This window comes from Mycobacterium sp. ZZG, assembly GCF_054786995.1.
In genome coordinates this window covers 24,288-37,634 of sequence record NZ_JBTBFV010000004.1, presented here as the reverse complement: position 1 = coordinate 37,634, position 13,347 = coordinate 24,288, and the positions used below count along the sequence as shown (strand labels likewise).

Annotated in this window: 10 protein-coding genes; all 10 read left to right on the top strand. The window is 67.9% G+C overall.

Annotated elements, in window-relative coordinates; translation table 11 throughout:
* The first annotated feature begins 30 nt into the window (after positions 1–30).
* The 10 genes from trpC to ACXMYJ_RS03900 all read left to right on the top strand — a co-directional run bounded on the left by trpC (position 31) and on the right by ACXMYJ_RS03900 (position 13,332).
* The gene (gene trpC, locus ACXMYJ_RS03945; protein WP_260752281.1) at positions 31–849 is read left to right on the top strand and encodes an indole-3-glycerol phosphate synthase TrpC; all 819 of its coding nucleotides are present in this window, start codon (positions 31–33) and stop codon (positions 847–849) included.
* Positions 850–2,112: a tryptophan synthase subunit beta gene (trpB, locus tag ACXMYJ_RS03940; RefSeq protein WP_443186606.1), complete on the top strand. Its 1,263-nt coding sequence runs from the start codon at positions 850–852 to the stop codon at positions 2,110–2,112.
* Entirely contained in the window at positions 2,109–2,897 is a 789-nt protein-coding gene (gene trpA / locus ACXMYJ_RS03935; protein WP_260752283.1) for a tryptophan synthase subunit alpha, read from the top strand. The genes trpB and trpA overlap by 4 nt, the downstream gene beginning before the upstream one ends.
* Positions 2,894–5,386 (top strand): prolipoprotein diacylglyceryl transferase, encoded by a 2,493-nt coding sequence (gene lgt / locus ACXMYJ_RS03930; RefSeq protein ID WP_460354144.1) that lies wholly within the window; start codon positions 2,894–2,896, stop codon positions 5,384–5,386. The genes trpA and lgt overlap by 4 nt, the downstream gene beginning before the upstream one ends.
* 152 nt (positions 5,387–5,538) lie before the next feature.
* Positions 5,539–5,829: a CDGP domain-containing protein gene (locus ACXMYJ_RS03925; protein WP_460354141.1), complete on the top strand. Its 291-nt coding sequence runs from the start codon at positions 5,539–5,541 to the stop codon at positions 5,827–5,829.
* Between the two features lie 179 nt (positions 5,830–6,008).
* Positions 6,009–6,251 (top strand): hypothetical protein, encoded by a 243-nt coding sequence (locus tag ACXMYJ_RS03920; protein WP_260752286.1) that lies wholly within the window; start codon positions 6,009–6,011, stop codon positions 6,249–6,251.
* Positions 6,252–6,363: 112 nt separating this feature from the next.
* A complete protein-coding gene (locus ACXMYJ_RS03915; RefSeq protein ID WP_460354138.1) occupies positions 6,364–6,792 on the top strand; it encodes an NINE protein in 429 nt (142 codons plus the stop codon).
* The gene (locus ACXMYJ_RS03910; RefSeq protein ID WP_460354135.1) at positions 6,782–7,195 is read left to right on the top strand and encodes a DUF2752 domain-containing protein; all 414 of its coding nucleotides are present in this window, start codon (positions 6,782–6,784) and stop codon (positions 7,193–7,195) included. The genes ACXMYJ_RS03915 and ACXMYJ_RS03910 overlap by 11 nt, the downstream gene beginning before the upstream one ends.
* Positions 7,196–7,274: 79 nt before the next feature.
* The gene (gene gltB / locus ACXMYJ_RS03905) at positions 7,275–11,831 is read left to right on the top strand and encodes a glutamate synthase large subunit (RefSeq protein WP_460354330.1); all 4,557 of its coding nucleotides are present in this window, start codon (positions 7,275–7,277) and stop codon (positions 11,829–11,831) included.
* Positions 11,824–13,332, top strand: coding sequence for a glutamate synthase subunit beta (locus ACXMYJ_RS03900; protein WP_460354133.1), 1,509 nt, complete (start codon positions 11,824–11,826; stop codon positions 13,330–13,332). The genes gltB and ACXMYJ_RS03900 overlap by 8 nt, the downstream gene beginning before the upstream one ends.
* The last annotated feature ends 15 nt before the right edge of the window (positions 13,333–13,347 follow it).

Below are 13,347 nucleotides of genomic sequence, written 5' to 3'. Positions count from 1 at the left end.
ACGGCCGTCAGGGGAAGGGAAACGACGCCTATGGGTTCGGCGACCGTGCTCGACTCCATCATCGAGGGGGTGCGCGCTGACGTTGCCGCTCGCGAAGCCGTCGTCAGCTTGGACGAGGTGAAGGAGCGAGCCCAGCGCGCTCCGGCTCCGCTTGACGTGATGGCGGCGCTGCGTTCCCCCGGTATCGCGGTGATCGCAGAGGTCAAACGTGCCAGCCCGTCGCGCGGCGAGCTGGCCCAGATCGGCGATCCCGCCGAACTCGCCCGCGCCTACGAGGACGGCGGTGCGCGGGTCATCAGCGTGCTGACCGAGCAGCGGCGCTTCAACGGGTCGCTCGACGACCTCGACGCGGTGCGGGCCGCGGTGTCGATTCCCGTACTGCGCAAGGACTTTATCGTCCGTCCCTACCAGATCCACGAGGCCCGGGCCCACGGTGCGGACATGTTGCTGTTGATCGTCGCGGCGCTGGAACAACCAGTGCTGGAGTCGCTCCTGGAGCGCACCGAGTCCCTGGGCATGACCGCCCTGGTGGAGGTGCACACCGAGGAGGAGGCCGACCGCGCGCTGCAGGCCGGGGCCTCGGTGATCGGGGTGAACGCCCGCAACCTCAAGACCCTGGAGGTCGACCGGGACTGCTTTGCCCGCATCGCCCCCGGATTGCCGAGCAAGGTGATCCGCGTCGCCGAGTCGGGAGTGCGGGGCACCGCCGACCTGCTCGCCTACGCCGGTGCCGGCGCCGACGCGGTGCTGGTCGGGGAGGGCCTGGTCACCAGCGGGGATCCGCGCAGTGCTGTTGCCGACCTGGTGACCGCCGGTACCCATCCGTCGTGCCCGAAGCCAGCGCGTTAAGTGGTTGATTTCGCCGGGCCGGAACTGCCGCGCGCCAGCGCCGCGGTCGCCGAGCCCACGTCCCACGACCCCGACGAACGAGGGCACTTCGGTGTCTATGGCGGCAGGTACGTTCCTGAGGCACTGATGGCCGTCATCGAGGAGGTGACCGCCGCCTACGAGAAGGCCCGCGGTGACCAGGCATTCCTCGATGAACTCGACAGGCTGCAACGCCACTACACCGGGCGGCCCTCGCCGGTGTACGAGGCCGAGCGGCTCAGCGAGCACGCCGGTGGAGCGCGCATCTTCCTGAAGCGGGAAGACCTCAACCACACCGGATCCCACAAGATCAACAACGTGCTGGGGCAGGCCCTGCTGGCCAAGCAGATGGGCAAGACCCGGGTCATCGCCGAAACCGGCGCCGGCCAGCACGGCGTGGCCACCGCGACGGCGTGCGCCTTGATGGGACTGGAATGCGTCATCTACATGGGTGCGGTGGACACCGCGCGGCAGGCGCTCAACGTGGCACGGATGCGGCTGCTCGGCGCGTCGGTGGTCGCGGTGGAGTCGGGTTCCAAGACGCTGAAGGACGCGATCAACGAGACGTTCCGTGACTGGGTCACCAACGCGGACAACACCTACTACTGCTTTGGGACGGCCGCCGGACCCCACCCCTTCCCGATGATGGTGCGCGACTTCCAGCGGGTGATCGGTCTCGAGGCTCGCGCCCAGATGCTCGACCAGGCCGGCCGGCTGCCTGACGCGGTGGCCGCGTGCGTGGGCGGCGGGTCCAATGCGATCGGCATCTTCCACGCGTTCATCGACGACCCCGGTGTGCAGCTGTACGGCTTCGAAGCCGCCGGAGACGGTGTCGAAACGGGTAGGCACGCCGCGACATTCACCGGCGGCTCACCGGGAGCCTTCCAGGGTTCGTACTCCTACCTGTTGCAGGACGAAGACGGCCAGACCATCGAATCCCACTCGATTTCAGCCGGTCTGGACTATCCCGGCGTCGGGCCCGAGCATGCGTTGCTCAAGGATTTGGGACGCGCGCAGTACCGCCCCGTCACCGACACCGAGGCGATGGACGCACTCTCGCTGCTGAGCCGCACCGAGGGGATCATCCCGGCGATAGAGTCCGCGCATGCGGTGGCCGGGACGCTGAAGCTGGGCCAAGAGCTGGGATCCGGGTCGATCATCCTGGTCAATCTGTCCGGTCGCGGCGACAAAGACGTCGAGACGGCCGCCAAGTGGTTCGGTCTGATGGAGGACGGGACGGCATGAGTCGCCTGGCCGGGTTGTTCGAATCCTGCCGCGCCGACGGCCGGTCGGCGCTGATCGGTTATCTACCGACAGGTTTCCCCGACGTCGATTCGTCGATCGCGGCGATGGTCGCTCTGGTCGAATCAGGTTGTGACATCGTCGAAGTCGGTGTCGCGTATTCCGACCCGGGGATGGACGGGCCCACGATCGCCGCGGCGACGGAGGTGGCGCTGCGCGGCGGTGTGCGGGTGTACGACGCGCTGCGTGCGGTCGAGGCGATCAGCGACGCGGGCGGTCGCGCCGTGGTGATGACCTACTGGAACCCGGTGCTGCGCAAGGGCGTTGACACGTTCGCCCGCGACCTGGCCTCGGCAGGCGGGCTCGGCATGATCACGCCGGACCTGATCCCGGACGAGGCGGGGGAGTGGCTGGCGGCTTCGGAGGCCCACGACCTGGATCGGATTTTCCTGGTGGCGCCGTCATCGACGCCGGAGCGGCTGGCCACGACCGTGCACGCGTCGCGCGGGTTCGTCTACGCCGCCTCGACGATGGGCGTCACCGGCGCTCGGGATGCGGTGTCGAACGCCGCGCCGGAGCTGGTGCGCCGGGTCAAGGCCGTGGCCGACATTCCGGTGGGCGTCGGGCTGGGGGTGCGCTCACGCGAGCAGGCGGCCGAGATCGGCGCTTACGCCGACGGGGTGATCGTCGGTTCAGCCCTGGTGTCGGCCCTCAAGGAGGGCATCCCGGCGGTGCGGGCGCTGACCGAAGAGCTCGCTGACGGTGTGCGACAGAGGATCACTGCGTGACGACAACGGTCCTGGCGTTCATCCCCAGTCCGTCTCAGGGGGTCTGGCATCTAGGGCCGTTCCCCGTCCGCGCGTACGCGCTGTTCATCATCGCCGGCATCATCGCCGCGCTCGTGATCGGCGACCGGCGATGGGTGGCCCGCGGCGGTGAACCCGGCGTCGTCTACGACGTGGCGTTGTGGGCGGTGCCGTTCGGCCTGATCGGCGGACGCCTCTACCACGTGATGACCGACTGGCGAACGTACTTCGGTGAAGACGGTGTGGGCGCCATGGCCGCGCTGCGGATCTGGGACGGTGGTCTCGGTATCTGGGGTGCGGTGGCGCTCGGCGGTGTCGGCGCGTGGATCGCGTGCCGACGACGGGGCATACCGCTGCCCGCGTTCGGTGACGCGATAGCGCCGGGAATCGTTTTGGCACAGGGGATCGGGCGCCTCGGCAATTACTTCAACCAGGAACTGTACGGCCGTGAGACCACGCTGCCGTGGGGACTGGAGATCTACGAGCGGGTGAACGCGGCCGGCGTGCCGGATTCGCTCAACGGGGTGTCGACCGGTGAGCTGGTCCAGGTCGTGCATCCCACCTTCCTGTACGAGTTGCTGTGGAACCTGCTTGTGTTCGCGGTGCTGATCGTCGTCGACCGCCGGTTCAAGATCGGCCACGGTCGGCTGTTCGCGCTGTATGTGGCGGGGTACTGCGTCGGCCGGTTCTGGATCGAGCTGATGCGCAGCGACACCGCGACCGAACTGGCCGGCATCCGGATCAATTCGTTTACCTCGACGTTCATCTTCATCGGTGCCGTCGTGTACATCATGGTCGCGCCGAAGGGTCGTGAAGACCCGGCCACACTGCGCGGCCACGCCGCCGCCGAGGCCGGCGTCGAGGACCGGGCGAAGGATCTGGCTGTCGCCTCGGCCGTCGGGATCGTCGCCGCGGCGAAGGTCGCCGACGAGGACGAGGCCACGGCGTCGGCGCAGGAGGACGCAGAGTTGGAAGCCTTGGTCGCCGAGTTGGAATCCGCCGAGCCGGAGGATCGGAGCGCCGCCGCGTCCGCGGGTCTCGGGGCGGTGGAGGGCGATGAGGTCGCCGAGGCTGTCGCGGAGGCGCCGGAGGCTCATGCGGCTGCCGTCGAGGGTGAGGCGGAGGCCGAGCTGTTGGCGGCCCGGGCTGACTCCGACAGTTCGGAAGCAGCTGAAGAAGGTCTCGAGGGTGTCGACGCCGTGGAGGTCGCCGAGGTCGATGTCGACTCGGTGATGGAGCCTCATGAGGCGGCTGAGGGTGAGGCGCAGGCTGACGAGTCGATCGTCGAGATCGAGGGTGAGTCACAGGCCGAGGCCGAGGCTGAGACCGTCGGTGTGGGTTCGGTGGAGTCCGATGAGGTGGCTGGGGCTGTCGCCCAGGCGTCGGAGGCTCATGAGGCCGCGGTTGTGGGTGTGGCCGATGCTGAGGCGTTGGTCGATGAGGCTGAGGCCGAGGCTGAGGCGTGGGTCGATGAGGCTGAGGCCGATGCTGAGGCGTTGGTTGAGGATGAGGCCGACGCTGAGGGTGGCGGTGTAGCCGAGCTGGTTTCCGAGGAGACTGAGCCGGAGGCCGAGGCTGAGGCGTGGGTCGATGAGGCTGAGGCCGATGCTGAGGCGTTGGTCGAGGATGAGGCCGACGCTGAGGGTGGCGGTGTAGCGGAGCAGGTTTCCGAGGAGACTGAGCCGGAGGCCGAGGCTGAGGCGTGGGTCGATGCGGCTGAGGCCGATGCTGAGGCGTTGGTCGAGGATGAGGCCGACGCTGAGGGTGGCGGTGTAGCCGAGCTGGTTTCCGAGGAGACTGAGCCGGAGGCCGAGGCTGAGGCGTGGGTCGATGAGGCTGAGGCCGATGCCGAGGCGTTGGTCGAGGATGAGGCCGACGCTGAGGGTGGCGGTGCAGCCGACCAGGTTTCCGAGCAGGCTGAGTCACAGGCCGAGGCTGAGGCGTGGGTCGATGAGGCTGAGGCCGATGCTGAGGCGTTGGTCGAGGATGAGGCCGACGCTGAGGGTGGCGGTGTAGCCGAGCAGGTTTCCGAGGAGACTGAGCCGGAGGCCGAGGCTGAGACCGTCGGTGTGGGTTCGGTGGAGTCCGATGAGGTGGCTGGGGCTGTGGCCCAGGCGTCGGAAGCTCATGAGGCTGCGGTCGAGGGTGAGGCCGATGCTCAGGGTGCCGGTGTAGCCGAGCAGGTTTCCGATATGGGCGAAGTCGCAAAAGGCGACACCGAAACCGGACTTGCTGGGGAACCGGAGGACGCCGAGACCCAGGCCGAGGCCAGCGCCGAAGTGGCTGAAGGCGACGCCGAGTCGGTCCCGCAACCGGCGGATTCTTTTGAAGCAGAAGCGAAGCCAGAATCCACCCCCGACGAGCCGGAGGTCGCGCGGCGCCCTTCTCCCGCCCAATCGTTCGCCGGCACAGTCCGATCCGAGGTTGCGGGCCGAGTCCGTGAGTGGATTCGGCGTCGCCGCGATCGCTGACCGTCCGTCGGCGGTGCCACGGTAACCGGGCCGGGAAACCCGAAGGCCGCAAAATTCAGATGGTCACGCGGTAGCGTCGTAAGTTGCTGGCAGGGTCGCCGACCTGCCCGACGATCGGCGAACCCCTGGCGAGGTGGTGACGGGAGACAACCATGAAGCGCTGTATCGTCGGAGCATCGGCTGCCCTGCTGATACCCATCGGGCTCATCGCCTCAGCACCGCCCGCCGGTGCCGGTTGTCTGTACGGAGGACCCGTTATCAGCAAGTGCGATGGACCTGTCCAATCCGACGGCACCTGGCAACGCTGCGTGGCAGTGGCCCGCTTGGTGCCCAGCGGTTTCAGTTCGCATCTGGTGCCCGAGAAGCACTGCGGCCTGATGAGTCCCGGCCATTACACCCCGGATCTGGCGTTCGCCGACCCACCGACGCACATCAACGACTGAACGGCGGCCCAGCCTATTCGCCAGCCGGTCCGGTCGCGACCGAAACCGTTGTCCTGGTGTGATTCTCGATGGCGGTGACACCCACCCAGCACCACCACCCCCATCTCCAGATCCCGTGGTCAGCGGGGTCACATCCGGACCTGATCGGAGTAGACTGATCGCTGCGATCGGAGCAGGTCATGACCACAAAATTGCCTCTTGAGCTGGCGTGGATTCTGGCGTTGGGCATCGGGGTGCTGCTGTCCGCTTCTCAGGCGAACGCGATACCGCAGTGCGTCAACACAGCCCCAAACACCACGCAGTGCCAAACCAACGGTAGTTCGCAGATCACCACGCAACCCGGCCCCTGGACGTACAACTACGGTTGGCCCGGATGGGGCTGGGGGTTCGGTTGGCCCGTGTTCGGGTTCGGTTTCGGCTGACGCACCCGCACGTCGGGCCGCGTAAGTCGGCCCGACGGTGGAGCGCGCCCGCGGACGGAAACGCCCGCACCGCCACCTGCTGAGAGGTGGTGGGCTCTGGCATGCTGGTGTGATGACCGAGCCCCCGTACAGCGGTAACGACAGCGGAAATCCGCACACGCCACCACCGTCGCAGCCGGGCTATGCGACACCGGGACCGCAGTACGCACCCCCTCCCGGCGGCTATCCGCCGCACGTGGGCGGTTATTCGGCCGGATACCCCGACCCTGCCGCACCGTGGGGCCGCCACCCGATCACCGGCGAACCGCTGTCGGACAAATCCAAGGTAGTAGGCGGGCTGCTGCAGCTGCTCGGCCTTGTCGGGCTGGTCGGCATCGGCCGCATCTATCTGGGCTACACGAAGCTTGGCGTCATCCAGCTCGTCGTGGGGCTACTCACGTGCGGCATCGTCGCCATCATCTGGGGCATCGTCGACGCAGTCCTCATCCTCACCGACAAGGTGCGCGATCCGGAGGGGCGTCCGCTGCGCGATGGGACCTAGCTCCACCTCACCCACCCGTCACCGACTGCTGGTCGGGCTCGGCGCCGCGACCGCGGCCGCCGGCGCGCTCGCCTACATCGGCATCGGTGACCCGCACAGCCCGACGTTCGTGTTTCCGCCGTGCCCGTTCCAAGCTCTGACCGGGTGGAACTGTCCGGCCTGCGGTGGGCTGCGCATGACCCACGATCTGCTGCACGGTGATCTGGCAGCGGCGTTCGTCGACAACGCCTTCATCCTCATCGGTGCGCCGCTGTTCCTGGCCTGGGTTCTGCTGCGCCGTCGCCACGGCAGGCCCGCCTTCACCATGCCCACCTACGTGGTCGTCATCACAGCGGTCCTGGCGTGGACGGTGGTCCGCAATCTGCCTGGATTCCCGCTGGTCCCGACGGTTCTCGACGGGTAGCTCTGCTGCGGCGCTGATACACTCGACCGACGGGCCGGTGCAGTCCCTGATTCGAATTCAGGACTGGAGGCCGGTGTCCATGCTCTATTCGGCTTTGCCCGAACCCCAAGGTTTGTACGACCCCGACAACGAGGTGGATTCCTGCGGGGTGGCCATGGTGGCCGACATCCAGGGCCGCCGTTCACACTCGATCGTCGCGGACGGTCTGATCGCGCTGGAACACCTTGAGCACCGCGGCGCTGCAGGCGCCGAAGCCAGCAGCGGCGACGGTGCCGGCATCCTGATCCAGCTACCCGTCGAGCTGCTGCGTGAGGTCGCCGACTTCCCGCTGCCAGAACCCGCCGCCGACGGGGCCAACACCTTCGCCGCAGGCATGTGTTTTCTGCCGCAGGACCACAGCGCCCGCGAAAGCGCCCGCGAGACCGTCGAAGCCATCGCCGCCGACGAGGGCCTTGAGGTGCTCGGCTGGCGCGAGGTGCCCGTCGATCCTGCCGGAGCCGAGCTGGGTTCCACGGCGGTCAACTGCATGCCGCACATGGCGCAGCTGTTCGTCACCGCGCCCGTCCGTGGCGGGGTCCGGCCGGCCGGGCTCGAACTCGACCGGCTGGTGTATCCGGTGCGCAAACGCGCTGAACGTGACGGCGTGTACTTTCCGTCACTGTCCAGCCGCACCATGGTCTACAAAGGGATGCTGACCACACTGCAGCTGCCGCAGTTCTTTTCCGATCTCCGCGACCAACGCTGTGTCAGCGCGATCGCCATCGTGCACAGCCGCTTCTCCACCAACACGTTCCCGTCCTGGCCGCTGGCCCACCCGTTCCGCTTCGTCGCCCACAACGGTGAGATCAACACCGTGCGCGGCAACCGCAACCGCATGCGCGCCCGCGAAGCCAAGCTTGCCAGCGCCACCATCCCCGGCGACCTGAGCAGGCTGTCGCCGATCTGCACGCCCGGCGCCTCCGACTCGGCGTCTTTCGACGAGGTCCTGGAGCTGCTCCACCTCGGCGGCCGCAGCCTGCCCCATGCCGTGCTGATGATGATCCCTGAAGCGTGGGAGAACACCACCACGATGGAACCGCCCGAGCGTGCCTTCTGGCAGTTCCACGCATCCCTGATGGAGCCTTGGGACGGGCCCGCCTGTGTCACCTTCACCGATGGCACGCTCGTCGGAGCAGTATTGGACCGCAACGGATTACGGCCCGGACGGTGGTGGCGCACCATCGACGACCGCATCATCCTGGCCAGTGAGGCCGGTGTGCTCGACGTGCCGTCGGCCGAGATCGTCGCCAAGGGCCGGCTGCAGCCCGGCAAGATGTTCCTGATCGACACCGCCGCGGGGCGCATCGTCTCCGACGATGAGATCAAAGAAGAACTCGCCGCCGCCGAACCCTACGGCGAATGGCTGCATGCCGGTCTGCTGGATCTGAAGACGCTGCCCGACCGCGCCCGGGTGCATCCCAACCACGAATCGGTGGTCCGCCGGCAGGTCAGCTTCGGCTACACCGAGGAGGATCTGCGAATTCTGTTGACCCCGATGGCCGCCTCGGGCGCCGAGCCGCTGGGGTCGATGGGCACCGACACGCCCGCCGCTGTGCTGTCGCAGCGGTCGAAGCTGCTCTACGACTACTTCGTCGAACTGTTCGCCCAGGTGACCAACCCGCCGCTGGACGCGATCCGCGAGGAGATCGTGACATCGATGGCCCGAGTGATGGGGCCCGAGCAGAACCTGCTGGAACCGTCGGCCGCGTCCTGCCGCCAGATCCGGCTCAGCTGGCCGGTTCTGGACAACGACGAGCTCAACAAGATCGTCCACATCAACGACGACGGTGAACATCCCGGCCTGCGCACCGCGGTGCTGCGGGCGCTCTACGACGTCGAACGCGGCGGTGAGGGGCTGGCCGACGCGCTGGAGGACCTGCGCCTGCGCGCCAGCGACGCCATCGCCAAGGGCGCACGCACACTGGTGATTTCGGACCGGGACTCCGACCACACCAAGGCGCCGATCCCGTCGCTGCTGGCGGTGTCGGCCGTGCACCACCACCTTGTGCGCACCAAGGAACGCACCACCGTCGCGCTGGTCGTCGAGACCGGCGACGCCCGCGAGGTCCATCACATCGCGATGCTGATCGGCTTCGGCGCGGCCGCGGTCAACCCGTATCTGGCGTTCGAGTCCATCGAGGATCTCATCCGCGAAGGTGAGCTCACCGGGATCGAACCGGTCACCGCGGTGCGCAACTATCTCAAAGCGCTCGGCAAGGGTGTGATGAAGGTGATGAGCAAGATGGGCATCTCGACGGTCGCCTCCTATACCGCCGCACAGGCGTTCGAAGCCATCGGTATCGACAAGAACGTCATCGACGAGTACTTCACCGGCACGCCCACCCAGCTCGGCGGCGTCGGTCTCGACGTCATCGCCGAGGAGGTGAAGCTGCGGCACCGCCGCGCCTACCCGGAGAACCCGACCGAGCGGGTGCACCGGCGGTTGGAGGTCGGCGGTGAGTACGCGTTCCGCCGCGAGGGCGAGCTGCATCTGTTCAGCCCGGAAGTGGTTTTCCTGCTTCAGCATTCGACGCGCACCGGCCGCTACGAGGTGTTCGAGAAGTACTCCGCCGAGGTCGACCGACTGGCCCGCGAGGGGGGAGCACTGCGCGGCCTGTTCGAATTCAAGAAGGGGATGCGGCCCGAGGTCCCGCTCGAAGAGGTGGAATCCGTCGACTCCATCGTCACCCGCTTCAACACCGGTGCGATGAGCTACGGGTCGATCTCGGCCGAGGCCCACGAGACGATGGCCGTGGCGATGAACAACCTCGGTGGCCGGTCCAATTCCGGCGAGGGCGGCGAGGACGCCGAGAGGCTCTACGACCCGAACCGGCGCAGTGCCGTCAAGCAGGTCGCATCGGGCCGGTTCGGTGTCACCAGCGACTACCTGGTCAACGCGACCGACATCCAGATCAAGATGGCGCAGGGTGCCAAACCCGGTGAGGGCGGCCAGCTTCCGGGATACAAGGTGTATCCGAACATCGCCAAGACCCGGCACTCGACGCCCGGCGTGGGGCTGATCTCCCCGCCGCCGCACCACGACATCTACTCGATCGAGGACCTTGCGCAGCTGATCCACGACCTCAAGAACGCCAACGCCGACGCGCGCATCCACGTCAAGCTGGTGAGCTCGGTCGGCGTCGGGACGGTCGCCGCTGGTGTGTCCAAGGCGCACGCGGACGTGGTGCTGATCTCCGGCTACGACGGCGGCACCGGTGCTGCGCCGTTGACCAGCCTCAAACACGCCGGTGCGCCTTGGGAGATCGGCTTGGCCGACACTCAGCAGACCCTGATGCTCAACGGTCTGCGCGACCGCATCACCGTCCAGTGCGACGGCGGCATGCGCACCGCCCGCGACGTCATGGTCGCGATGCTGCTCGGCGCCGAGGAGTACGGGTTCGCCACCGCGCCGTTGGTGGTGTCGGGATGCATCATGATGCGGGTCTGCCACCTCGACACCTGCCCGGTCGGGGTCGCGACGCAGAACCCCGAACTACGGAAGCGATATACCGGCAAGCCCGAATTCGTGGAGAACTTCTTCCGGTTCATCGCCGAGGACATCCGTCGGTATCTGGCCGAGCTCGGTTTCCGCAGCGTCGACGAGGCGGTCGGGCACGCCGAGATGCTCGACACCGCCGAAGGCATCGCGCACTGGAAGAGCAAGGGTTTGGACCTGTCGCCGATCTTCGCGGTGCCCGCCGACGCTCACACCGGCCGGCCCGCCGCCCGGCGCCGGGTCCGCGACCAGTACCACGCACTCGATCAGGCCCTGGACCAGACCCTGATCCAACTGGCCGAAGGCGCCCTCGAGGACGCGCACCCGGTACGCCTGGAATTGCCCGTCCGCAACGTCAACCGGACCGTCGGAACCCTGCTGGGCAGCGAGATCACCCGACGTTACGGTGCCCAAGGACTGCCCGAGGACACCGTGCACATCACCCTGACCGGGTCCGCGGGACAGTCCCTGGGCGCGTTTTTGCCGCCCGGGGTCACACTGGAGCTCGTCGGAGACGCCAACGACTACGTCGGCAAAGGTCTTTCGGGCGGCAAGATCATCGTCAAACCGCAGAACGACGTGCTGTTCCTGCCGGAGGACAACGTGATCGCCGGCAACACGCTGCTGTTCGGGGCGACGTCCGGTGAGCTGTACCTGCGCGGCCGGGTGGGGGAGCGCTTCGCGGCACGGAACTCGGGTGCGCTGACCGTCGTCGAGGGCGTCGGCGACCACGCCTGCGAGTACATGACCGGCGGCCGGGTGGTGGTGCTGGGCAAGGTGGGCCGCAACATGGCGGCGGGCATGTCGGGCGGCATTGCGTTCGTGCTCGGCCTCGACCCGAAGCGGGTCAACACCGACATGGTGGAGCTGCAGCGGCTCGAACCGGAGGATCTCGCGTGGCTGCACGATGTCGTCACCCGGCACGCGCGGTACACCGGCAGCGCCGTCGCGACCTCGTTGCTGTCCGATTGGCCCAGGCGCAGCGCCCAATTCACCAAGATCATGCCGCGCGATTATCAGCGCGTGCTGCAAGCGACCCGGATGGCGAAGGCCGAGGGCCGCGATGTCGACTCTGCGATCATGGAGGCCAGCCGTGGCTGATCCGCACGGATTTCTCGAAGTCGCCAAGGTGGAGGCCGCCAAGCGGCCGGTCGACGAACGGGTCGGGGACTGGCGCGAGGTCTACGAACGTCAGGATCCGCACCAGCGCGCCGGCGAGGTGTCCCAGCAGGCCCGGCGCTGCATGGACTGCGGAATTCCGTTCTGCCACTCCGGAACTGCCGGCTGTCCGCTGGGGAACCTGATCCCCGAGTGGAACGACCTGGTGCGCCGCGGCCGGTGGGACGCAGCCAGCGACCGGCTGCATGCGACCAACAACTTCCCGGAGTTCACCGGCCGGCTGTGTCCGGCTCCGTGCGAGGCCGCCTGCGTGCTGTCGATATCCGAGGAGCACACCGGCGGCAGCGTCACGATCAAACGCATCGAGCAGACCATCGCCGACCAGGCCTGGATGGACGGCATCGTCGAGCCTCAACCCGCGGCGATCTCCACCGGAAAGAAGGTGGCGGTCGTCGGGTCCGGTCCGGCCGGACTGGCTGCCGCACAACAGCTCACCCGGGCCGGTCACGACGTCACCGTGTACGAGCGCGACGACCGCATCGGCGGGTTGATGCGCTACGGCATCCCCGAATACAAGCTGGAGAAGTCCACGCTGAACCAACGGCTGGCCCAGATGCGCGCGGAGGGGACCCGTTTCGTCACCGAATGCGAAGTGGGAGTGGACCTTCCGGTGGAACAGCTGAGGGCCCAGCATGACGCTGTCGTGCTCGCGGTCGGCGCGCTGCGGGCCCGGGACAACGACGTCGAGGGGCGCGGCCTCCACGGTGTGCATCTGGCGATGGAGCACCTGGTCCCGGCCAACCGGGAGTGTGAGGGCGACGGACCGAGCCAGATCAGCGCCGAGGGCAGGCATGTGGTCATCATCGGCGGCGGTGACACCGGGGCCGATTGCCTCGGCACCGCGCATCGGCAGGGCGCCACGTCGGTGACTCAGCTGGACTACAACCCCGAACCGCCCGAGTATCGCGACGAGTCGCGGTCGCCGTGGCCGACGTGGCCGATCGTGCTGCGCACCCGGTTGTCTCCGGCGCATGCCGAGGGCGGGCACCGGCGCTACGAGGTGGCGGTGCAGCGGTTCCTCGGCGACGATCGCGGCAACCTGCGAGCGATCGAGATCGCCGAGGTGAAGGTCGAGCGCGACGAGACGGGACGCCGGCACATCGTTCCGGTCGGCGACACCTTGGAGATACCGTGCGACCTCGCGTTGCTGGCCATCGGGTTCGACGGGGTCGAGCGCATGACGCTGCTCGACGAACTCGGTCTGTCGCTGAACCGGCGCGGCACCCTCTCGTGCGGATCGGACTGGCAGACCGACGCACCCGGGGTGTTCGTCTGCGGCGACGCCCATCGCGGCGCGTCGCTGATCGTGTGGGCGATCGCCGAAGGTCGCAGTGCGGCGCACGCCGTGGACGCCTATCTGATGGGTGACTCGGATCTCCCGGCGCCGGTCCGGCCCGGTGCGCTGCCGCTGGCCGTCATCTGAATCGATCAACGACTA